This is a genomic window from Streptomyces oryzae (assembly GCF_017676365.1).
GTDB lineage: Bacteria > Actinomycetota > Actinomycetes > Streptomycetales > Streptomycetaceae > Streptomyces > Streptomyces oryzae.
Window position 1 is genome coordinate 46,141 of record NZ_JADKMA010000012.1, and the last position, 22,264, is coordinate 68,404.

General features: G+C 70.8%; 20 protein-coding genes and 2 tRNA genes. 13 read left to right on the top strand and 9 right to left on the bottom strand.

Annotated elements, in window-relative coordinates; genetic code table 11:
• The first annotated feature begins 1 nt into the window (after window position 1).
• Window positions 2-235, top strand: a complete 234-nt coding sequence (locus ITI46_RS04325) for a Trm112 family protein (protein WP_209238022.1) — start codon at window positions 2-4, stop codon at window positions 233-235.
• Window positions 235-1,002, top strand: coding sequence for an FkbM family methyltransferase (locus ITI46_RS04330; protein ID WP_209238023.1), 768 nt, complete (start codon window positions 235-237; stop codon window positions 1,000-1,002). The genes ITI46_RS04325 and ITI46_RS04330 overlap by 1 nt, the downstream gene beginning before the upstream one ends.
• A gap of 65 nt (window positions 1,003-1,067) precedes the next feature.
• Here the strand turns inward: ITI46_RS04330 and ku are convergent, their stop codons facing one another.
• Window positions 1,068-2,081: a non-homologous end joining protein Ku gene (gene ku, locus ITI46_RS04335; protein WP_209238024.1), complete on the bottom strand. Its 1,014-nt coding sequence runs from the start codon at window positions 2,079-2,081 to the stop codon at window positions 1,068-1,070.
• Window positions 2,082-2,111: 30 nt separating this feature from the next.
• On the opposite strand from ku, the gene ligD reads away from it, so the two are divergent.
• Window positions 2,112-3,011 carry a non-homologous end-joining DNA ligase gene (ligD, locus tag ITI46_RS04340; protein ID WP_209238025.1) on the top strand — a complete coding sequence of 300 codons (900 nt, stop codon included), beginning with the start codon at window positions 2,112-2,114 and terminating at the stop codon, window positions 3,009-3,011.
• A gap of 51 nt (window positions 3,012-3,062) precedes the next feature.
• Here ligD and ITI46_RS04345 read toward each other — a convergent pair whose 3' ends face one another.
• On the bottom strand, window positions 3,063-3,350 hold the full coding sequence (locus ITI46_RS04345; RefSeq protein ID WP_209238026.1) for a YtxH domain-containing protein: 288 nt from the start codon (window positions 3,348-3,350) through the stop codon (window positions 3,063-3,065).
• Window positions 3,351-3,542: 192 nt separating this feature from the next.
• Between ITI46_RS04345 and ITI46_RS04350 the strand changes: the two genes are divergently transcribed.
• The 9 genes from ITI46_RS04350 to ITI46_RS04390 all read left to right on the top strand — a co-directional run bounded on the left by ITI46_RS04350 (window position 3,543) and on the right by ITI46_RS04390 (window position 11,650).
• Window positions 3,543-3,615, top strand: a tRNA-Asn gene (locus ITI46_RS04350).
• A 233-nt stretch (window positions 3,616-3,848) separates the two neighbouring features.
• Window positions 3,849-3,925: transfer RNA gene (locus ITI46_RS04355), tRNA-Ile, on the top strand.
• Between the two features lie 264 nt (window positions 3,926-4,189).
• A complete protein-coding gene (locus tag ITI46_RS04360) occupies window positions 4,190-4,432 on the top strand; it encodes a hypothetical protein (RefSeq protein ID WP_209238027.1) in 243 nt (80 codons plus the stop codon).
• A gap of 5 nt (window positions 4,433-4,437) precedes the next feature.
• Window positions 4,438-5,055, top strand: coding sequence for a Clp protease N-terminal domain-containing protein (locus tag ITI46_RS04365; protein ID WP_209238028.1), 618 nt, complete (start codon window positions 4,438-4,440; stop codon window positions 5,053-5,055).
• Window positions 5,056-5,263: 208 nt separating this feature from the next.
• Window positions 5,264-5,800, top strand: a complete 537-nt coding sequence (locus ITI46_RS04370) for a hypothetical protein (RefSeq protein ID WP_209238029.1) — start codon at window positions 5,264-5,266, stop codon at window positions 5,798-5,800.
• Window positions 5,801-6,039: 239 nt separating this feature from the next.
• The gene (locus ITI46_RS04375; protein ID WP_209238030.1) at window positions 6,040-6,261 is read left to right on the top strand and encodes a hypothetical protein; all 222 of its coding nucleotides are present in this window, start codon (window positions 6,040-6,042) and stop codon (window positions 6,259-6,261) included.
• 82 nt (window positions 6,262-6,343) lie between these two features.
• Window positions 6,344-7,855, top strand: a complete 1,512-nt coding sequence (locus ITI46_RS04380; protein ID WP_247745450.1) for an FGGY family carbohydrate kinase — start codon at window positions 6,344-6,346, stop codon at window positions 7,853-7,855.
• Window positions 7,856-7,994: 139 nt separating this feature from the next.
• Window positions 7,995-9,728 (top strand): ABC transporter ATP-binding protein, encoded by a 1,734-nt coding sequence (locus tag ITI46_RS04385; protein ID WP_209238031.1) that lies wholly within the window; start codon window positions 7,995-7,997, stop codon window positions 9,726-9,728.
• Window positions 9,725-11,650, top strand: a complete 1,926-nt coding sequence (locus ITI46_RS04390; RefSeq protein ID WP_209238032.1) for an ABC transporter ATP-binding protein — start codon at window positions 9,725-9,727, stop codon at window positions 11,648-11,650. Before ITI46_RS04385 ends, ITI46_RS04390 begins: the two co-directional genes overlap by 4 nt.
• Window positions 11,651-11,684: 34 nt before the next feature.
• On the opposite strand, the gene ITI46_RS04395 is transcribed toward ITI46_RS04390, so the two are convergent.
• From ITI46_RS04395 to cutA, 7 genes are all read right to left on the bottom strand, one after another.
• Window positions 11,685-12,503: a S1 family peptidase gene (locus ITI46_RS04395; RefSeq protein WP_247745452.1), complete on the bottom strand. Its 819-nt coding sequence runs from the start codon at window positions 12,501-12,503 to the stop codon at window positions 11,685-11,687.
• A 245-nt stretch (window positions 12,504-12,748) separates the two neighbouring features.
• Window positions 12,749-14,128 (bottom strand): RNA polymerase sigma factor, encoded by a 1,380-nt coding sequence (locus ITI46_RS04400; protein WP_307808056.1) that lies wholly within the window; start codon window positions 14,126-14,128, stop codon window positions 12,749-12,751.
• Between the two features lie 213 nt (window positions 14,129-14,341).
• On the bottom strand, window positions 14,342-16,258 hold the full coding sequence (dnaG, locus tag ITI46_RS04405; RefSeq protein WP_209238035.1) for a DNA primase: 1,917 nt from the start codon (window positions 16,256-16,258) through the stop codon (window positions 14,342-14,344).
• Window positions 16,259-16,417: 159 nt separating this feature from the next.
• Window positions 16,418-18,160, bottom strand: a complete 1,743-nt coding sequence (locus ITI46_RS04410) for a pyruvate dehydrogenase (RefSeq protein WP_209238036.1) — start codon at window positions 18,158-18,160, stop codon at window positions 16,418-16,420.
• Window positions 18,161-18,293: 133 nt separating this feature from the next.
• Window positions 18,294-19,613: an NAD(P)/FAD-dependent oxidoreductase gene (locus ITI46_RS04415; RefSeq protein ID WP_209238037.1), complete on the bottom strand. Its 1,320-nt coding sequence runs from the start codon at window positions 19,611-19,613 to the stop codon at window positions 18,294-18,296.
• A gap of 302 nt (window positions 19,614-19,915) precedes the next feature.
• On the bottom strand, window positions 19,916-21,250 hold the full coding sequence (locus ITI46_RS04420) for a deoxyguanosinetriphosphate triphosphohydrolase (protein WP_209238038.1): 1,335 nt from the start codon (window positions 21,248-21,250) through the stop codon (window positions 19,916-19,918).
• A 28-nt stretch (window positions 21,251-21,278) separates the two neighbouring features.
• The gene (gene cutA, locus ITI46_RS04425; RefSeq protein WP_209238039.1) at window positions 21,279-21,611 is read right to left on the bottom strand and encodes a divalent-cation tolerance protein CutA; all 333 of its coding nucleotides are present in this window, start codon (window positions 21,609-21,611) and stop codon (window positions 21,279-21,281) included.
• Window positions 21,612-21,729: 118 nt separating this feature from the next.
• Between cutA and ITI46_RS04430 the strand changes: the two genes are divergently transcribed.
• Window positions 21,730-22,125, top strand: coding sequence for a VOC family protein (locus ITI46_RS04430; protein ID WP_209238040.1), 396 nt, complete (start codon window positions 21,730-21,732; stop codon window positions 22,123-22,125).
• Window positions 22,126-22,264 lie beyond the last annotated feature (139 nt).

The window sequence follows — 22,264 nt, forward strand, 5'->3', positions numbered from 1 at the left end:
TATGACCCGCTTCACCGCCGACGATCCCCTGCTGAAGATCCTCGCCTGCCCGCTGGACAAGGGCCCGCTCACCCTGCTGGAGCCGGAGGAAGCGCTCTACAACCCGCGGCTGCGCCGCCGCTACCCCATCGTGGACGGGATTCCCCAGCTGCTTCCCTCCTCCGGTGAGCAGGTCGGTGACGAGGAGCACCAGCGGCTGCTCAAACGCCTCTCCGAGCCGGAGGCCCCCTCCTGATGACTCTCGCCTCCCGCATCGGCCCGCATCTGCCGGCACGCCTGCTGACCGCCGCGACCGACCTGCTGTACCCGCACTTCGAACCGGAACTGGCGCGGCTGGCCGACTTCTGCCCGTATGGCGGCACAGCTGTCGACATCGGCGGCTGGTACGGGCCCTGGACGCGCAGGCTGGCCCGGCGCGCCGACCGTGTGGTCACCCTCGAGCCCGTCCCGCATCTGGCACGTCTGCTGCGCGCTGCTGCACCGCCGCACACGGAGGTGCTACAGGCCGCGGCCAGCGACCGCCCGGGCACGGCGACACTGTGGCTGCCGCCCGACGGGCGCGGCGACCGCGGCGTCTCCTCACTGGTGCGGCGCGAAGTGCACCAGGCGACGCTGGACGTGCCCTGTCTGCCGCTGGACGAGCTGGCGCTGACGGATGTCACCCTGCTCAAGATCGACGTGGACGGCAGCGAGCTGGCCGTGCTGCACGGTGCGGAGGCGACCGTCGTACGCGAACGGCCCGCCCTCTTCATCGAGCTGGAGCTGCGCATCCAGCCGCTCGCACCGGTGCTCTCCCTGTTGTCGTCGCTCGGCTACACCGGCTGGGTACTGCCCGCCCGCACCTGGGTGCCACTGGCCGACTTCGACCTGGCCGCACATCAGCGGCGCACAGCACACGTCGCCGAACACGGACTGCTGCGGCGCTCGCTCGCGCCGCACCGGAGGTATGTCAACTCGGTGCTGTTCCTCCCTGCCGGCCGCACGCCGGGGCGGCAACCGTAAGGGGCGCGGGAAACGGTCCCCCCAAAGCTCTTCGAGCAGGAGGTGCCCCCTCTCCAGCACAGTGCTCAGGCAGTCTTGCGGGACCGCGGGCTCTTCTTGGCTGCCGTCTTCTTTGCCGTCGTCTTCTTGGCGGCGGTCTTCTTCGGGGCGGCTGCCTTGGAACCCGTCTTCTTGGCGGTGGATTTCGCAGCCTTCTGGGCCTCCGCCTTCTTGGCCGGTGCCTTCTTCTCCGCCGCCTTCTTCCGGGCCGGCCGGCGTTCCGGCAGCTCGTGGACGGTCGCCTCGCCCTCCTGGCGCCCGCTTCTGGCCTCCTGCACGCTGCGTTCCAGTACGGACATCAGGTCCACCAGCTTGCCGCCGCCCGCCTCGGCCCTGCGGCGCAGCTCCTCGGGCGGGGGCCCGACGCCCTCCGCCTTCGCCCTGACGAGCTCTTCCAGCGCCTCCCGGTACTCGTCGCGCAGATCGTTCCAGTCCAGCTCCCCGAGCGTCTCCATGAGGGTGTCGGCCAGATCGAGTTCGGCGTCCCGCACCTCGACCTGCCCCTCGGGGGCCACCCCGCTGACGGAGCGGATCTCGTCGGGCCACAGCATGGTGTGCAGGGCCAGCGCGTCCTCGTAGACGCGCAGCATTCCCAGGCTCTCCCGGGCCCGCAGCGCCAGCTTGGCGACGGCGACCTTGCCGGATCTTCGCAGCGCCTCGCGCAGCAGCACATAGGGCTTGTCGGCCCGCTTGCCGTCCGCGGCCAGGTAGTAGGAGCGGTCGAGCTGGAGGGGGTCGATCTCCTCGGCGGGTACGAAGCCGAGGATCTCCACGGTCTTGGCGGTGGGGAGCGGGAGGGCCGCCATGTCGTCGTCCGTCAGCAGTACGGTGTGGCCCTCTTCGGTCTCGAAACCCCGGCCGATCTCCTCACGCGGCACCTCCTCCTCGTCCAGCTCGCACACCTTGCGGTAGCGGATTCGGCCCCCGTCGGCAGTGTGCACCTGGTGGAAGGAGACGCTGTGGTTCTCGGTGGCGGCCACCACCTTGATCGGGATCGAGACCAGCCCGAAGGAAATGGTCCCTTTCCAGATTGAACGCATACTTTGTCCCTTCTATGGGACTCTCAGGGTATGCCGTATACGGAGATCGGGGGCCACCGCTTGGCCCTCAGCAACCTCGACAAGGTGCTCTATCCGGCAACGGGTTTCACCAAGGGCGAGGCGATCCACTACTACGCCTCGATCGCCGACGTTCTCCTGCCCCACCTCGACGGACGCCCCCTCTCCTTCCTGCGCTACCCGGACGGCGTGGAGGGCGAGAAGTTCTTCACCAAGCACGTTCCGCCCGGCACCCCCGACTGGGTGACCAGACGCAAGATCACCGTCGTCAGCAGAGAACCGCTGCACCAGGTCCTCATCCAGGACGAGGCGACGCTGGTGTGGGCGGCGAACCTGGCAGCGCTGGAACTGCACACCCCGCAGTGGCAGTCGGACCACCAGGCCGAGGCCGACCGACTGGTCTTCGACCTCGACCCGGGCGAGGGCGCCGACGTCCTGGACTGCCGCCGGCTCGCCGACTGGCTCCGCGAACGGGCGGGCGAGGACGGCATCACGCTGCTGCCCAAGACCTCAGGCTCCAAGGGTCTGCACCTGATCGCACCGATCGAGCGCACCCCCTCCGACCAGGTCTCGGCGTACGCGAAGAAGCTCGCCCAGGAGGCGGAGGCGGACCTGCCCCGGCACGCGGTCAGCAAGATGGCCAAGAACCTGCGCCCGGGGAAGGTTTTCGTCGACTGGTCGCAGAACAACCAGGCCAAGACGACAGCAGCGCCCTACACGCTGCGTGCCAAGGAGCGCCCCACCGTCTCCACACCGCTGACGTGGGACGAGCTGGCCGACGCGAAGCAGGCCAAGGACCTGGTGTTCCTCAGCTCCGACCTGCCGCAGCGGATCGAGGAGTGCGGAGACCTGCTGGCCCCGCTGCTGGAGGGCAGCGGGACGAAGAGCGGCCGGGGCCGCATCCCCGGGTAGCGGCCGAGGGCTGCCACCGGGAACGGCCCCGGCCCACAGGCGCCGGAAAACTCAGTGCGCCTCGGCGCCCCAGTCGCTGCCCACCCGGGCGCGGTAGTCACGCGCCGTACGGACGCGGTCACTCACCGAGGAGGGGAGCCGGTCCTGGACCGCGTCGGCCGCCTTGGCCGCCGCCTGCCGCCCGCTGAGTGCCGCGGCCTCCCCCGCGTTGCGTACCGCCGGGTTCTCCGCGATCCTGCGCACGGCCTTCCTGATCTGCTCGTACCGCTCGCGTCCCGCGCGGGCGCCGAGCACATAGCCGACGGCCAGTCCGGACACGAACGTGAGCCGGTAGCGCATAGCTTGCCCCTTCTTTCGGCTGATGGTCCTGCTGCCGGTGCCCCGGCGGCTGCAACCGCCGTCGGGGTGCCTGAAGGGGTACCGCGGATGGGCGGCGGCAATACCGATTTCGGAGCACCCCCTGGCATGCGCTAATGTATTCCTCGCCGCAAGGGAGCGCCCCGGAGTTCCGGAGCGTGACCGACGAAACGGTCCCGTGTAGCTCAATCGGCAGAGCAGCCGGCTGTTAACCGGCAGGTTACTGGTTCGAGTCCAGTCGCGGGAGCAGTACCTGAAAGGGCCCCTTCCTGGGGGCCCTTTTTCCATGCCGTCACTCGTCCGGGGCTCTCGCGGGGACGTTCTGCCGTGATCCGCACGGAAGTTGACCACGAACGGGAACCGATCACCCTTGGTTTGCGGTCCTCACCTGCGTAGATCTCCCCCGGCGCGGGCGGCAGATCCTATGAACGGTTATGCTGCGGCAGACGGCGCGCACAGATGTGCGCGGTGCACCGTTACGGGGCGGTAGCTCAGCCGGTTAGAGCAGCGGACTCATAATCCGTCGGCCGTGGGTTCGAGTCCCACCCGCCCCACCACAGCACAACCACGCAAAATCGTTCCAGGCTGCATCTTCGGCGGGGCGCTCCGGATGACCGGGCGCCCCGCCGGACGTTTCAGGCGCCCGCCCGCACGCCCGCGCCCGCCGCCGAGCGTCGCGCGGGCCACAGACGAGGGCGCCAGGACGACCCCGTGCGCCCTCTCCCGCACACCTTCCCCTCCCTGACTGGCCGTCCCTCCATCCGCTTGCCCATCCGTCAACCAATGTTGACATCTCCGTGCTGTCATCCTAAGTTGACAGCATGGCTGGAACGGAAGCGCACGAAGCCGACGAGGCCGTGCACACCGCACAGGACGCCCTGAACGGCGATCCGTCGGTCGGACTGCGGGCCGTCGCCGCGCTGCGGCGGCTCACGGAGCGACTGGAGGCGCTTCAGGTCGACAGCGCGCGCCGTAAGGGCTGGTCCTGGGACGAGATCGGCGCCGCGCTGGGAGTCAGCAGGCAGGCCGTACACAAGAAGCACGCGAAGCGGACAGGGAGGTAGGGCCGGTGTTCGAACGGTTCAGCAAAGAGGCGCGGGACGTGGTGATCCGCGCGCAGGACGAGGCCAACTCGCTCGGGCACGACTGGATCGGCACCGAGCACCTGCTGCTCGCGGCGCTGCACCACCCGGAGCAGCCGGGAGCGGCGACGCTCGCGCGGCTCGGCATCACCATCGCGTCCTGCCGGGCGGCGGTCGCGGGTGTGGTGCCCGGGCCGCAGGAGGACCTCGGCCCGGAGGACGCGGAGGCGCTGCGGGCCCTGGGGATCGACCTGGAGGCCGTCCGCAGGCGCGCGGAGGCGTCGTTCGGCGAGGGCGCGCTGGACGCCGCACCGGACGCGGACCGCACAAAGCGCGAGGGCGGGCGGGGGCGCGGCCGTGGACGCGGCAGGGGCGAAGGGGCGCTCACCCGGCATGTGCCGTTCGCCGCACGAGCCAAGAAGGTGCTGAAGGAGGCGCTGCGGGAGGCGCTGGCACGTAAGGACCGTGGCATCGGGGTGGAGCACGTCGTACTCGGAGTGCTGGATTCCGAGGACAACATCTCCCTCGCCCTCTTCACGCGGCTCGGCATAGAGCCGGGGGTGGTGCGCGAGCTGGTGCTCGACGATCTGCGGGCAGCCGCCTGAGGCGACGAGGAGTCTTCCGGGGCACCCGCGTCAACCGACCGCCCGCGTCAACTGACCGCAGTTTGACGGGTGATGGCGTACAACCCCGCGCGGTACCAACGTGTCGTACTGGGTATCCGGCGCATCGATCCCATACCACCGATGCCGGGGATATCTGGAATCGGACCGTTCTCAGACCGTTCTTCGCCAAAGAGGGGGAAAAATCACTATGCATTCCAACCGCTTCTCCAAGGGCGCACTGGTTGCCGCCACCACGGCACTGGTGCTGCTGCCCGCCGGTGCGGCGTACGCCGGCAGCGGTCCGGCCACTCCGCCGTCGCACCCGCAGAAGTCGGCTCGCTCCACGGCTCCCTCTCCCGAGGGGAACCCGGCGAGCAAACTGGCGCAGGCGACGGGCGTCTGCGACGACGCCGTGCCGATCGGCGAACGCGGACTGATCAAGCGGGGCTCGGAGACCATCGCCTCGGTCAAGCAGTTCTACTCGAAGAAGTGCAACGAGAACTACGGCTATGTGTGGGTGTGGGAGAGCTTCCGCAAGACCGCGGCTCCCTACGACATCACCGCCGGTGTCTACAGCTACAGCGACGACTCCGTACACGCCGCCAAGGCGTGGAAGGCCACCAAGCAGCAGGAGTTCTGGACGGACGGGGCGAACACGGTCGCGGACTGCACCTCCGCTGTGGGCAGTCTGCGTCCGGCGGGCTCGCCGCAGAGCTACCAGGCGTTCTCCCAGAAGCGCTGCTGAGCCGACGGCGCGGCTGACCGGTTGCGGTCAGCCTGAGCGCAAGGCCCGGGGCCCGGCGTCACTTGGTGGCACCGGGCCCCTTCCGTATACCGCTCCGTCTCCGTGCGACATACCGATCCGTCTCCGTACGACCCGCCGTCGCGGGCCAATACCTGCCACTGGTGCCGCAGCCTCTTACCGTGAGGCCCCGGTTCGGCCGATATGACCGGGAACTCACATTCTTCCGCCAGGAGACATCCATGCGCACTCTCTCTCCCGCCTCTCCCGCCACTCCCGCCTCCCCCGCCAAAGGCGTTCTCGCCGTGGCCGTCTGCGCGATGGCGCTGCTGCCTGCCGCCGGTTCGGCTCAGGCCGACAGCACCGGGCCTTCGGCCCCCACGTCGACGGCCGGCGATGTGACGGCCACCACCGTGCCGATCACCGCTGCCGTCCCAGGGCTGCTGACGCCCCGGCATCGGTGAGGCTCTCCGCGACGGTGCGGCGTGGGTCACGGCGACGGGGTAGCGGGCCCGGTACGGGTGGCTATGAGGCATCATTCCGGCCATGGGGATAGTCGCCGGACTGGACAGTTCAGCCGAATACACAAGCATCGTCGTCTGTGACGCGGAGACGGGCGCGGTCGTCAGGCACGGCCACGCCGAGCACCCGGACGAGCGCGACGACCCGCAGTCGTGGCTGCTCTCCCTCGGTACGGCGGCGGGCGGCGGGCAGCTCGCCGATGTGCAGGCGATCGGCGTCTCCGCGCAGCAGCAGGGCCTCCTCGCACTGGACGGCACAGGGGCGCCGGTCGGGCCCGCGCTGCTCGGCAACGACCAGCGGGTGCAGACGGCGGCGGCCGACCTGGTGGACGCGCTCGGGGGGCGCGAGGCGTGGGCGCAGGCCGTCGGTACCGTCCCGCAGGCCGGGCACCCGGTCTCCAAGCTGCGCTGGCTGGCCCGTGAGCAGCCGGAAGCCGCGCGGCAGGTCGCCGAGATCATGCAGCCGCACGACTGGCTGGTCTGGCAGCTGCTGGGCCGCCCGGCGCGGCGGGTCACCGACCGCGGGGACGCCTCGGGCACCGGCTACTGGTCAGCGGCGGCCGAGGCGTACCGGCCCGATCTGGTCGAGCTGGCGCTCGGCCACCAGGTGGGGCTCCCGGAGGTGATCGGTCCGGCGCAGCCCGCCGGGCACACCCCCGAGGGGCTGCTGATCTCGGCCGGTACGGGCCAGACGATGGCCGCCGCCTTCGGGCTGGGCGTCGGCCTCGGCGACGTGGTGATCTCGCTGGGCGCGACGGGCTCGGTGTGCGCCGTGCACCACGAGGCGCTGGTCGACCCCTCCGGCACCATCACCTCCTACGCCGACGCGACCGGACTGCACCTGCCTGTGGTCCGTACCCTCAACGCGACGCGGGTGCTGCGCGGGGCCGCCGGGATGCTCGGCACCGATCTGGAGGGCCTCTCCGAGCTGGCGCTGACCTCCACCCCCGGCTCCTCGGGGCTGGTGCTCCTGCCGTATCTGGAGGGCGAGCAGACACCGCAGCTGCCGCACACCGCGGGCTCGCTGCACGGGCTGCGGCGGGAGAGCATGAAGCCCGAGTTCCTGGCACGCGCCGCGGTCGAAGGGATGCTGTGCGGGCTGGCCGACGCGCTGGACGTACTGCGCGGCCGCGGGGTCTCCGTACGGCGGGTCTTCCTGCTGGGCCAGGCCGCTGGGCTGGCCGCTGTCCGCGATGCGGCGCCCCCGCTGCTGGACGCGCAGATCGTGGTGCCCGAGCCCGCCGACTACGCCGCGATCGGCGCCGCACGGCAGGCGGCGTGGGCCCTTTCGGGCTCAGGCCATCCGCCCCAGTGGCCCGCCGCTGCCTGCCAGGTTTTCGAGGCCGGCGAGGACCGGCCCGTCGGACAGGCGGTGCGGCAGCAGTACGCGACCGTGCGCGAGGAGATGTATCCGGGCGCGCTGGCACCGACGTACCAGGGGACTGCGCCCGGGTACCAGGAGAACGTGCCCGAGCATCAAGGGACCGTGCCCGAGTACCAAGGGACCGTGCCCGCTCAGGGGAGCGCGCCCGCGTAGTCCGTGGCCTTTGCCAGGACTTGGGACTGGAAGCACCGGAAACCATCAAAAAGACAGGCGGCCTCGAGCCGTACGCTTGTACGCTCTTTCACTTCCGCCCGCATTGACCTCCCCCCACAGACCGACCGAGGAAATCCGTGTGCTGATCCGCCTCCTCAGCGCCCGGCTGCGCCACTACCGCCGGCCGATCGCGCTGCTCGTCCTGCTGCAGCTCATACAGACGAGCGCCACGCTCTATCTGCCCACGCTCAACGCCGACATCATCGACAACGGTGTCGTACGCGGCGACACCGGCTACATCCTGCGGTACGGCAGCCTCATGCTGGCCGTCTCGGTGGTGCAGGTGGTCTGCAACATCGGTGCCGTCTACCTGGGTGCGCGGACCGCCGCAGCAGTCGGCCGCGACATCCGTGCCGGCGTCTTCGACCGGGTGCAGTCCTTCTCCGCGCGCGAGGTGGGCCAGTTCGGCGCCCCCTCGCTGATCACGCGCACCACCAACGATGTGCAGCAGGTGCAGATGGTCACGCTGATGGCCTTCACGCTGCTGGTCTCCGCGCCGATCATGTGCTTCGGCGGCATCTTCATGGCGCTGGGCCAGGATGTGCCGCTCTCCACCGTGCTGTTGGGCGTGGTTCCGGTGCTCGGGATCACCGTCGCGCTGATCGTCCGCCGGATGCGGCCGCTGTTCCGGTCCATGCAGCAGCGGCTGGACAACGTCAACCGCATTCTGCGCGAGCAGATCACCGGTGTCCGCGTCATCCGCGCCTTCGTCAAGGACGACTACGAGCGGCGCCGCTTCCACGAGGCCAACACCGAGCTGTCCCATGTGCAGCTGCGCACCGGGCAGCTGATGGCGCTGATGTTCCCCGTCGTGATGACCGTGGTGAACGTCTCCAGCGTCGTCGTGGTCTGGTTCGGCGCGCACCGCATCAGCAGCGGTGACATGGAGATCGGCTCGCTCACCGCGTTTCTCGCGTATCTGATGCAGATTGTGATGGCGGTCATGATGGCCACCTTCATGTTCATGATGGTGCCCCGCGCCGAGGTGTGCGCCGAGCGCATCCAGGAGGTGCTGGACACCGACTCCAGCGTCGTACCGCCCGCCGCACCGGTCACCGCGCTGCGCCGGCACGGCCATCTGGAGCTGCGCGGCGCCGGATTCGGCTACCCCGGGGCCGAGGCGCCGGTGCTGCACGGCATCGACCTGGTGGCGCGGCCCGGCGAGACCACTGCCGTGATCGGCTCCACAGGCAGCGGCAAGTCGACGCTGCTGGGCCTGGTGCCGCGGCTGTTCGACGCGACAGCGGGCCAGGTTCTGGTGGACGGCGAGGATGTGCGCGCCCTGGACCCGGACCTGCTGGCGGGCACCGTGGGCCTGGTGCCGCAGCGCCCGTATCTCTTCTCCGGCACCGTCGCCTCCAATCTGCGCTACGGCCGCCCGGAGGCGAGTGACGAGGAGCTGTGGCACGCCCTGGAGGTCGCGCAGGCCAAGGACTTCGTGGAGCGGATGGACGGCGGCCTCCAGGCGCCGATCACCCAGGGCGGCAGCAATGTCTCCGGCGGGCAGCGGCAGCGGCTTGCCATCGCCCGGGTGCTGGTGCACCGGCCGGAGATCTATCTGTTCGACGACTCCTTCTCAGCGCTGGACTACGCGACCGACGCGGCGCTGCGGGCAGCGCTGGCCCGGGAGACCGAGCACGCGACGGTCGTCATCGTCGCCCAGCGCGTGGCGACCATCAGGAACGCCGACCGCATCCTCGTCCTGGACGAGGGCCGTGCGGTGGGCGTCGGACGACATCACGAACTGATGGAGAGCAACGAGACCTACAGGGAGATCGTGCTCTCGCAGCTGACGGAAAGTGAGGCCGCATGAGTGGGCCGGGGGGAATGGCGGGGGCGGCGCCGCCCCGGCGGTCGATGGACTTCAAGGGGTCGGGCAAACGGTTGCTGCGGCAGTTCCGGCCGGAGCGTGCCCGGCTGCTGCTGATGCTGTCCGTGCTCGTCGTCAGCGTGGGGCTGAGCGTCGTCGGCCCGAAGATCCTCGGGCACGCCACCGACCTGGTCTTCGGCGGCTTCATCGGGGCCAAGCTGCCCGACGGGCTCACCAAGGAGCAGGCGCTGGAGGGCCTGCGGCAGCGCGGGGACGACGGCGTGGCCGACATGCTCTCCGGGATGGACTTCACCCCCGGCCAGGGCATCGACTTCGGCGCTGTCGGCGGGGTGCTGCTGACGGTCGTGGCCGTCTACGCCGCGGCCGGGCTGCTGATGCTGTGGGCGGGGCGCATATCGTCCCGCGTCATCACCCGCACCGTCTTCAGGCTGCGGGAGCGGGTGGAGGCCAAGCTGGGCCGGCTGCCGCTGTCCTATCTGGACGGGCAGTCGCGCGGCGAGGTGCTCTCGCGGGTCACCAACGACATCGACAATCTGGGCCAGACGCTGCAGCAGACCATGGGCCAGCTCACCAACTCGCTGCTGACGATCATCGGTGTGCTGGGTGTGATGTTCTGGATCTCGCCGCTGCTGGCGCTGGTCGCGCTGGTGACGGTGCCGCTGTCGGCGCTGGTCGCCACGCGGGTGGGCAAGCGCGCGCAGCCGCAGTTCGTCGACCAGTGGAAGTCGACGGGCGCTCTGAACGCACACGTCGAGGAGATGTACACCGGGCATGCGCTGGTGAAGGTCTTCGGGCGGCAGCGGGAGTCGGCCGAGGTCTTCGCCGAGCAGAACGAGAAATTGTACAAGGCCGGTTTCAAGGCGCAGTTCATCAGCGGGATCATGCAGCCGGCGATGATGTTCGTCGGCAACCTCAACTACGTCCTGGTGGCGGTGGTCGGCGGACTGCGAGTGGCGTCCGGGGCGCTGTCCATCGGTGACGTCCAGGCGTTTGTGCAGTACTCACGGCAGTTCAGCCAGCCGCTCACCCAGGTCGCCTCGATGGCCAACCTCATCCAGTCCGGAGTGGCCTCGGCGGAGCGGGTCTTCGAGATCATCGACGCGGAGGAGCAGTCCCCCGACCCGGACGAGGCACACGCCGAGCGGCCGGCAGAGGCACGCGGCCGGGTGGAGCTGAAGAACGTCTCGTTCCGCTACACCGAGGACACCCCGCTGATCGAGAACCTGTCACTCGCGGTCGAACCCGGTCAGACGGTGGCGATCGTCGGCCCCACGGGCGCGGGCAAGACCACCCTGGTCAACCTGCTGCTGCGGTTCTACGAGGTGCGCGACGGCCGCATACTGCTGGACGGTACGGACATCGCCGCGATGTCCCGGGAGGAGCTGCGCACCGGGATCGGCATGGTGCTCCAGGACACCTGGCTGTTCGGCGGGACGATCGCGGAGAACATCGCGTACGGCGCACAGGGGACCACCCGCGAACAGGTGGAGGAGGCCGCGCGGGCCGCGCACGCCGACCGGTTCATCCGCACGCTGCCGGACGGCTACGACACGGTGCTGGACGCCGAGGGCGACAGCGTCAGCGCGGGTGAGAAGCAGCTCATCACCATCGCCCGCGCCTTTCTCTCGGACCCGGTGATCCTGGTGCTGGACGAGGCGACCAGCTCGGTCGACACCCGCACCGAGGTGCTGATCCAGCGTGCGATGGAGCGCCTGGCCTCGGACCGCACCAGCTTCGTGATCGCCCACCGGCTCTCCACCATCCGGGACGCCGACGTGATCCTGGTGATGGAGAACGGCTCCATCGTCGAGCAGGGCACCCACGAGAGCCTGCTGGCCGCGGACGGGGCCTACGCGCGGCTGTACCGCTCCCAGTTCGCGGAGGCGGTGGCGGAGGTGGACTGAGCACCTCCGCCCCGCCCCCGGGTCGCGGAAGGGGTCAGCCCCCGAGCTTGTCGGCCGCGGCCTGGATGTCCTTCGCGAACGTGCTGACCTCCGTGTACACGCCCGGCTTGCCCGGTCGCGCACAGCCGTCGCCCCAGCTCACGATGCCGACCTGGACCAGCTCGCCGGCGTCGTCCTTGCGGAACATCGGCCCGCCGGAGTCGCCCTGGCAGGTGTCCACGCCGCCGGTGTCCATCTTCCCGGCGCACAGCTCCTCGTCCTCGACGAGGTTGGAGTAGGCGGTCTTGCAGGTGGCGTCGTCCACGAACGGCACCTGTGCCTTGAGCAGGTACCGCTGCTGCTCGCCGCCCTCCTTGTCGGCGCCCCAGCCGGCGATGGTGAACTCGCCCTTGTTGAAGGAGGCGTCCTTGGCGATGGGCAGCGTGGGCTGGTCGATGGGCTTGTCCAGCTTGATGAGGGCCCAGTCCTTGCCCGTGCCGTCGTAGCCGGGCGCCTGGACGACCTCGGTCGACTTGGCGGTCTGTGCGTTCGAGTCCTCCAGGTCGACCACGCCGCCGGTGGCGGTGATGCTGGTGTCAGGGCCGCTGCCGTCGACGCAGTGGGCGGCGGTCAGCACGATGTCCTTGGTGAGCAGCGAGCCGCCGCAGCCCATGGACAGCCGGACCATGAACGGGAATTCGCCCTGTTCGGCCTTGGTGCCGCCGACGACGGTCGCGCCGGGGTCACCGCCGGGGCCGTCGGTCGGCATCGCGGAGGCGACCGAGGGGCTGAGGCTGAAGGCGGCGATCGCGACAGCGCCGACGGCGGTGGCTCTCTTGAGGTGCTTCGCGGTGGATATCCCGGTGTGCTTCAACGGGCTTCCTCTCGTGGGGGGTTGCTCGCGAACCGCACCCGCCGCCCGATTCGTCTCGATCATGCCCATGCCAACTCGAGCTTGCAAGCAGGCAGCGAGCAAGCAGCGCATAGCAAGCAGCACGCGCCACAAGACGTCCTGTCACAGGGGGCCGGTCCGCGAAATGCTGCCGCGATTATGGTGAGGACTCGAACAAGCTGACAAGTGGGCCTAATCAGTCAGCTTCGATCGCAGGCGGTCGGCAATCAGTCCAAGTAGCCCCGGAGTTGGTCGGCGAAGGCGTGATCCCGCAGCTTGGTGAGGGTCTTCGACTCGATCTGCCGGATCCGCTCCCGGGTGACGCCGAAGAGCCGGCCGATCTCCTCCAGCGTGCGCGGCCTGCCGTCGATGAGTCCGTACCGCAGCTGCACGACCTTGCGCTCGCGCTCGCCGAGCGTGGAGAGCACCGCCTCCAGATGCTCACGCAGCAGCAGGAAGGCGGCCGACTCCACCGGGGAGGGCGCGTCGCCGTCCTCGATGAGGTCGCCGAGGTTGACGTCGTCCTCCTCGCCCACCGGCGCGTGCAGCGACACCGGCTCCTGGGCCAGCCGCAGCACCTCGCTCACCCGCTCCTCCGTGAGGTCGAGCTGCGCTGCGACCTCCTCGGCCGTGGGCTCGTAGCCGCGCTCCTGCAGCATCCGGCGCTGCATCCGCACCACCCGGTTGATCAGCTCGACGACATGCACCGGAACGCGGATCGTCCGGGCCTGGTCGGCCAGCGCGCGGGACATCGCCTGGCGGATCCACCAGGTCGCGTACGTGGAGAACTTGTAGCCGCGTGCGTAGTCGAACTTCTCCACCGCGCGGATCAGTCCGAGGTTCCCCTCCTGGACGAGGTCGAGCATGGTCAGGCCGCGGCCCACATAGCGCTTGCCGACGGAGACGACCAGCCGCAGGTTCGCCTCTATGAGCCGGCGCTTGGCGACCCTGCCCCGCACCACGAGCCGGTCGAGATCGAGCGCGAGCTGCCCGTCCAGGCTAGGAGTGCCCGCCAGCTTCTCCTCCGCGAACAGCCCCGCCTCCACGCTGCGGGCCAGCTCCACCTCCTCGGCTGCGGTCAGCAGGGGGATACGGCCGATCTCGCGCAGATACTGCCGGAAGAGGTCCGCCGAGGGCCCGGTCGCCGACAGCTCCCGCTGCGGCGCGACCGGCTCCGGCTCCGGCTCGGTCTCGGCCTCGGGCGCGCCACCTTGCGGCGGCACGGTACCGGTGGGCACGGCAGATACGGGCGGCGCCTGGACCGGGACCTCGGCGAGGGCGCCGTCCGGCACCTCGGCGGCCGGCAGGGGCGCGGGCATCTCGAAAGCGGGCTGTTCCGGTGCGGGGTGTTGCCCCGGACGCACGGGGGGCGCCGAGGGCGCGTGACCCGGGGCCACGGGGGCGGTCGGGGCGGCGAGAGCCGCCGCTTTCAGGGTCTGGGTCTGCACGGGGGCGACCTCCAGTGTGATCGCTGCCGGTTCGGGGGCGGCGTGCATGTCGGGGACGGCTGCGGCCGGGCCGCGCTCCATCCCGTACGAAACGTGCGGATCCGCGGGGGATTTTGGCCCGTTCCGGCCAGCACCGCCCCGCTCCGAGGACTCAGGCACCGCCCACCAGTGTGGGGTACGACACATGCCCGCCACGAGAGGCGTGCGGGCAGTTTTTCCGCCAAACGTCACCCTCAGCACACGGCCCGCTACACACCTTCGGGGCGGCTGTGACAGCTGTTTCCGCTGGGACGCCGGAATCGACACCTCCGCCGGGACAGGGCGGGGGCGCGGGGGAGTGCCGACGCGCTCCGGAGCGTGCCCGGCGTGCTGTCAGAGCGCCGCCGCGCCCCGCTCGCGCAGCGCGATGCCGTACTGCTGGAGCGTCCAGATCTGCTGGCGCACAGCCGCCGACTGTTCGTAGTCCTGCCGGGCCTCCAGGCGCCGTGCAGTGCCCTCCAAGTCGGCGATGCGGGCGTTGACGGCGGCGCGGCGCACGGCGACCAGCTGCTCGCCCGCGTACGCCGCATCGACCTCGCGGTTGCGGCCGCTGCGCAGCGGTTCGACGGCCAGCTCGGTGATCAGCGAGCGCACCGTGTCGTCCGGCGCCGCGTCCCGTACCCGGCCCAGATAGCCGCTGTCCCCGGTCCCGGCCTCGGCGCCGCCGGCCTCCTCAAGGGCCTGCCGCACCACGGCGTACGGCGGCGCGGTGAACTCGTCAGCGCCGTAGGCGTCGAAGGCGGGCGAGACCAGCTCGGGGCGCTGGAGCGCCAGTTTGAGCAGCTCCCGCTCGACGCGGTGTGCGGGGCTGCGCAGATTCAGGTCGGGACCACGTGGCACGAACGGGGCCTGTACGGCCGGGCGTTGCGGCGTACGGGAGGCGCGGGCCGCCGCGCCCGGGGGCGCCTGGCCGCGCTCGCGCGCCCACTTGGCGAGCTGGGCGACGCGGCGGACGACGAACTCCTCGTCCACGATGCCGAGCAGCCCGGCCAGCCGTACCGCGTAGTCGCGCCGGATGGAGGGGTCCTTGATCTGGGTGACGACCGGCGCCGCCTCCTCCAGTGCGGCCGAACGGCCCTCCGCCGTATCCACGTTGTGCCGGTCCACGATCGAGCGGATCGCGAAGCCGAAGAGCGGGGTGCGGCTCTCGACCACCTTGGCCACCGCCTCGTCGCCCTGCGCGAGGCGCAGATCGCACGGGTCCATACCGCCAGGCGTCAGCGCGATCCAGGTGCGGGCCGCGAACTTCTGGTCGTCCTCGAAGGCGCGCAGCGCAGCCTTCTGGCCCGCCGCGTCACCGTCGAAGGTGAAGACGACCTCCGACTGGGAGTTGTCCATCAGCACCCGGCGGAGGATCTTCACATGCTCCCCGCCGAAGGCGGTGCCACAGGTGGCGATGGCCGTGGTGACACCGGCCAGGTGGCAGGCCATCACATCCGTGTAGCCCTCCACGACGACGGCGCGATTGGCCTTGGCGATCTCGCGCTTGGCCAGATCGATGCCGTAGAGGACCTGGGACTTGCGGTAGATGGGCGTCTCGGGCGTGTTGAGGTACTTCGGCCCCTGGTCGTCCTCGCGCAGCTTGCGGGCGCCGAAGCCGACGACGTCCCCGGTGATGTCCCGGATCGGCCACATCAGCCGGCCCCGGAAGCGGTCGATGGGCCGCCCGTTGCGTGCCTCCTGGGCGAGCCCGGAGAGCGTCATCTCCTTGTCGGTGAAGCCCTGGCCGCGCAGATAGCGCACCAGATGGTCCCAGCCCGCCGGGGCGTAGCCGATGCCGAAGTGCTGGGCCGCCTCCTGGTCGAAACCGCGGTCGGCGAGGAAGCGGCGGCCGATCTCCGCCTCGGGCCCTTCCAGCTGTTCGGCGTAGAACCGGGCCGCGATCTTGTGCGCCTCCACCAGCCGGGTGCGCTCCCCCTGCTGCGAGGCGCGGCCGTAGCCGCCCTCCTCATAGCGCAGCGTGATCCCAGCGCGGGCCGCGAGCCGCTCGACAGCCTCAGAGAAGGACAGGTGGTCGACCTTCATCACGAAGTCGAGAGTGTCCCCGCCCTCCTGGCAGCCGAAACAGTGGTAAAGCCCCTTACTCGGGCTCACATGGAAGGAAGGGGACTTCTCATCGTGAAACGGACAGAGCCCCTTCAGGTTGCCGCCGCCCGCGTTGCGGAGTTGGAGGTACTCGGACACCACGGAGTCGATCGGGACCGCGTCCCTGACCGCCTTCACGTCCTCGTCGTTGATCCTCCCAGCCACGCCACGAGTCTACGGGGCGGCGGTGACATGGTTGCTCCCTCCCTTGCGGGTGCTCCCCCGGATTCGGCACGGTGCTGCCCCTGTCCGTTGTCTGCGGGCTGACCGCCGTCTGTGGCTTGTCGCGCCGTTCCCCGCGCCCCTTCGGGGCGCGGTCAGCTTCTATGGCCGTGGGATGTTGCGGAGGTTGGAGCGGGCCATCTGGACCATGCGGCCTACGCCGCCGTCCAGGACGGTGCGGCCCGCCGAGAGGGCGAAGCCGCTGAGCTGTTCGCGGGTGATCTTCGGGGGGAGGGAGAGCGCGTGGGGGTCGGTCACGATGTCGATCAGTGCGGGCCCGTCGTGCTCAAGGATGTCGCGGAGGGCGCCGCGCAGCTGCTTGGGCTTCTCGACGCGGACGGCGTGCGCGCCAGCGGCCCGGGCGAGGGCCGCGAAGTCCGGGTTGCGGTTGTGCGTACCGTGCGCCGGCATGCCGTCGACCATCATCTCCAGCTCGACCATCCCGAGCGAGGAGTTGTTGAACAGCACGACCTTGACCGGCAGCTCGTACTGGACCAGCGTCAGGAACTCCCCCATCAGCATCGCGAAGCCGCCGTCCCCCGACATGGAGATGACCTGGCGCCGGCGGTCGAGGAACTGGGCGCCGACGGCCTGCGGCACCGCGTTGGCCATCGAGCCGTGGCTGAACGAGCCGATCACCCGGCGCCGCCCGTTCGGGGTGATGTAGCGGGCCGCCCACACGTTGCACATCCCGGTGTCGACGGTGAAGACGGCGTCGTCGGCCGCCTCCTCGTCCAGTACGGACGCCACGTACTCGGGGTGGATGGGAATGTGCTTCTCGACGTTGCGGGTGTACGCCTTGACGACGCCCTCCAGCACGTCGGCGTGCTTCTTGAGCATCCGGTGCAGGAACGCGCGGCTGGTCTTGGCCCGCACCCGCGGGGTGAGGCAGCGCAGCGTCTCGCGGACGTCGCCCCACACGGCCAGGTCGAGGCTGGTGCGGCGGCCGAGGTGTTCGGGGCGCACATCGACCTGGACGATCTTGCAGTTCTTGGGCAGGAACGCGTTGTACGGGAAGTCGGTGCCCAGCAGGATCAGCAGATCGCACTCATGCGTGGCCTCGTAGGCGGCGCCGTAGCCGAGCAGCCCGCTCATGCCGACGTCGTAGGGGTTGTCGTACTGGATCCACTCCTTGCCGCGCAGCGCGTGCCCCACCGGGGCCTTGAGCCGCTCGGCGAACTCCATGACCTCCTCGTGCGCGCCGGCGGTCCCCGCACCGCAGAACAGGGTGATCTTCTCCGCGTCGTCGATCATGCGCACCAGTGCGTCGACCTCCGCGTCCCCGGGGCGCACGGTGGGGCGTGAGGTGACCAGCGCGTGCTCCACGGGGCTCTCCGGCGCGGGTTCGGAGGCCAGATCGCCGGGGAGCGCGACGACGCTGACGCCCTGCTGGCCGACGGCGTGCTGGATGGCCGTCTGGAGCACCCGGGGCATCTGCTGCTGGTTGGAGATCAGCTCGCTGTAGTGGCTGCACTCGAGAAAGAGCCGGTCGGGGTGGGTCTCCTGGAAGAAGCTGGTGCCGATCTCGCTGCTGGGGATGTGCGAGGCCAGCGCAAGAACGGGCGCCATCGAGCGGTGTGCGTCGAAGAGCCCGTTGATCAGGTGCAGATTCCCCGGTCCGCAGGAGCCGGCGCAGGCGGCGAGCTTCCCGGTCAGCTGGGCCTCGGCTCCGGCCGCGAAGGCGGCCGCCTCCTCGTGCCGCACCTGGATCCAGTCGATGCCCGGGGTGCGCCGGATCGCGTCGACGACGGGGTTGAGGCTGTCGCCCACCACGCCGTAGAGGCGCTCCACTCCGCAGCGCACCAGGGTGGCGACGAACTGCTCGGCCACCGTCTGCTTCGCCATCGCTCACTCGTCCTCTGTTCGCCGCATGCGGAAGGGCGGCGGTAGGGGGCACGCTTCCGCGCAAACGCTCATGGAGAGCCCTCACGCAGAACGTATGCCCCATCCGCCGCCCCGGCATCGTGCGAAACTCCGGCTACGCGGGATCGGCGGCCCCTCCGGCTGCACCCTTCGCCCCCGCCGTTCCCGCACCCTCCGTGGTGCCCAGCGACTCCAGCGGAACACCGGGGTCGGCCAGCGCGTCCGGATCGACCCGGACACCGGAGCGGATCAGGTCCTGGATGGGCCCGGTCACGTCCCACACATTGGCGTTCAGCCCGGCCAGCACCTGGTTGTCGCGCAGCCAGAAGGCGATGAACTCGCGCTTGCCCACATCGCCCCGGCACACCACCTGGTCGTAGGAGCCGGGCGGGGCGTATCCGGAGTACTCCATGCCGAGGTCGTACTGGTCGGAGAAGAAATACGGCACCCGGTCGTAGGAGACGTCCTTGCCGAGCATGGCGCGGGCCGCGGCGGGGCCGCCGTTGAGGGCGTTGGCCCAGTGCTCCACCCGGAGCCGTTCGCCGAGCAGCGGGTGGGCCACGGCCGCGGCGTCCCCGGTGGCGTAGATGTCCGGGTCGCTGGTGCGCAGCGAGGCGTCCACCGCAATGCCGCCGCCGGGGCTGGTGGCCAGCTGGAGACCGGCCGCCTCGGCCAGCGCGGTACGCGGGGCCGCGCCGATGGCGGCCAGCACGTCGTGCGCGGGGTGCTCGTCGCCGTCGTCGGTGCGCACGCTGACCACCATGCCGTCGCTGCCGGTGATCTCCGTCAGCCGGGCACCGAAGTGGAAGCGGACGCCGTGCTCGCGGTGCAGGTCGGCGAAGAGCGAGCCCAGCTCGGGGCCGAGCACCGTGTGCAGCGGGGTGGGTTCCGGCTCGACGACGGTGACCTCGGCGCCGTACGTCCGCGCCGCCGCGGCCACCTCAAGACCGATCCAGCCGGCCCCGGCGATGACCAGGTGACCGTTCTCCTGGCCGAGCGCGCTCAGCACTCCGCGCAGCCGGTCGGCGTGCGCCAGCCTGCGCAGGTGGTGGACGCCGGCCAGGTCGGTGCCCGGGATGTCCAGCCGGCGCGGCTCGGCGCCGGTGGCCAGCAGCAGCTTGTCGTAGTGGACACGCGTGCCGTCGCCCAGCCGGACCGACTTGCCCACCGGGTCGAGCTGTACGGCGGGCTGCCCCAGATGGAGTTCGATGTCGGCGCCCGCGTACCAGGCCGGCTCGTGCACGAAGACGCTGTCGCGTTCGTCCGAACCGGTGAGATAGCCCTTGGAGAGCGGGGGGCGCTCGTAGGGATGGTCGCGCTCGTCGCCGATCAGGATGACGCGGCCGGTGAACCCTTCCGCGCGCAGGGTCTCGGCGGCTTTCGCCCCCGCCAGCCCCCCGCCGACGATGACGAACGTACGGTGTGCGTCGACCACTTGAAGCCTCCTCCTCGAAGCCGCTGCCCCCTGCGGGCCGTGCTGTCCCCCGTCGTCCACACGTGAGCGTCCCGCATCGGGACAGGCGCGGGAAGAGGCAGGGGGCATGGATGGGACGTATGGGCGCCCCGGTGAGTTCCGTGGCGCCGGACGGATCTGCGCCGCGGCCCAGTGGGACGGACCGCCCTCGCGGCGTCCTCGCGGACCGTCGGGAGGGCACGTGCGGCGTCCTGGCGGACCGTCAGGTGGTGCCCCGAGGCGGGCTCGTACAGCGTTGCCCGTTGGGTCCGGGTGCTCGCGGGTCATCCGCGCCGTCCCCCTGCCGTCAGTGTCCGGTGCAGGGAGCGGGCGGCGGCGTCGGTGAGGGTGGAGATCTGGTCGACGACCACTCGCAGCCGGGCCTTCTGCGGTTCCGCCGCGCCGTCCGCCTCGGCGTACAGATCCGCGTACTGCGGGTCCAGGCCCTCCGGGGCGCGGGCCAGCAGCGCCTCGGCGAGCTCGTGGACGACGACGCGCTGCTCGCTGCGGAGCCGTTCCAGGTCAGGGCGCTGCATCACATAGCGGTCGGCGACCGCCTTGAGGACGGCGCACTCCAGCCATGACGCCTGCGGAACGATCAGTTCGGCGGCGTACCGGGTCAGCGGGCCCGAGCCGTGGGCCGCGCGGGTCGCGGCCTCGGCTGCCAGGCAGAACCGGCCGATGAGCTGGCTGCTGGCGTCCTTGAGCCGGGCCTGGGCGCGGGCGTTGCCGTCGTAGTCGGCCGGCCACCACTCCTGGGCCAGCAGCCGGTCGAGCGCGGCGGCCAGCTCGCCGTCCGCCGCACCGGGGGCGTAGCGCTCGGCGGCGACGGCGAACACCGCGCTCCGCTCGGGCCCGGCCCGCAGCATCCGCGGGTCCAGATGTCCGCCCCTGATCCCGTCCTCCAGGTCGTGCACCGAGTAGGCCACATCGTCCGACCAGTCCATGACCTGCGCCTCGAAGCACGTACGGCCGTCCGGTACGCCGTTGCGCAGCCAGTGGAAGACGGGCAGGTCCTCCTCGTAGACGCCGAACTTCGGCGAGCCCGGGACCTGCGGGTGCGCGCCGCGCCGCCACGGGTACTTGGTGGCGGCGTCCAGCGCGGCGCGGGTGAGGTTGAGGCCCACGTACGCCTGGCCGTCCGGCTCCTCGGAGAAGCGCTTGGGCTCCAGCCGGGTCAGCAGCCGCAGCGACTGCGCGTTCCCCTCGAAGCCGCCTGCCGGCGCGGCGATCTCGGCCAGCACGGCCTCGCCGTTGTGGCCGAACGGTGGGTGGCCCAGATCGTGGGCGAGGCATGCCGTCTCGACCAGATCGGGGTCACAGCCCAGCGCGGCGCCCAGCTCGCGGCCCACCTGGGCGCACTCCAGCGAGTGCGTCAGCCTGGTGCGGGGCGTCGCGTCCCAGGCGGGGCTGGCGCTGCCCGGCGCCACCATCTGGGTCTTGCCCGCGAGCCTGCGCAACGCCGCCGAGTGCAGGACGCGGGCGCGGTCCCGCTGGAAGGCGGTACGCCCCGGCCGCTTGTCCGGCTCCGGCACCCAGCGCTCGACGTCGGCAGGCACATAGCGCGGCACCGGCGGAGCGCCGCCCCTGGCCGCGGGTGTGCCGTAGCTGCCATCCATACGCCGACCGTAACCGGAGTGCGCGGCCTCAGGGCTGCTGCGCGTTCCGCGTCTCCTCCTCGACCCACCGCAGGTAGTCCGCGCTGCCGCGGACCACGGGGGTGGCGATGATCTCCGGCACTTCGTACGGGTGGGCCTCGCGCAGATACGCCTCCAGAGCGTCGTAACGGGCGGCGCTCGTCTTGAACAGCAGCTGCCACTCAGGGTCCGTCTGCACGGCACCCTCCCACCGGTACACCGAGGTGACGGGGCCGTTGAGCTGCGCGCACGCCGCCAGCCTGCGTTCGATCGCCGCCGCGGCGAGCGCCTCGGCCTCCTCCTGGGAGCTGGTCGTCGTCAATACGGTGAGGATCTCGGCCATCCGCCCACGGTATGCCGTCCGCGCCAGGGGACGGCCGGCGGGAGCCGGGGGACGGCCGGCGGGAGAGAGGGCCGAAACGTTCAAGACCGGCCGGAGGCATCCGCAATAGCGTCGCCGTATGACACCTCGTTTCGACCTGCTCGGCATCATCACCTCCGACCTGGCCGCCTCACTGGCCTTCTACCGGCGGCTCGGCCTCGACATCCCCCAGGGCGCCGAAACCCTTCCCCATGTGGAGTGCACCGGGCCCGGCGGCGTGCGGATCGCGTGGGACACCGAGGAGACCATCCGCTCCTTCGCCCCGGACTGGACCCCGCCACCGCACCGCGCCGGCCGCATCGGGCTCGCCTTCCTGTGCGACTCACCCGCCGAGGTCGACAAGCTGTACGGCGAACTGACCGACACCGGCTACGAGGGCCCGCACGCCCCATGGGACGCCGACTGGGGCCAGCGCTACGCCGTCGTACTCGACCCGGACGGCAACGAAATCAGCCTCTTCGCCCCGCAGGGCTGAGGGGGCGGGCCCCGAAGGGGCGCGGGGAACTGCGCGAGCAACCACATCGCCACCCGCAGCCTGCAATCGACAGCCAGGGGCACCCCCTGACCAGAGCAGCCGGAAGGGGCGAGCCAAAAGGCTCCGGGCACCCCCTAAC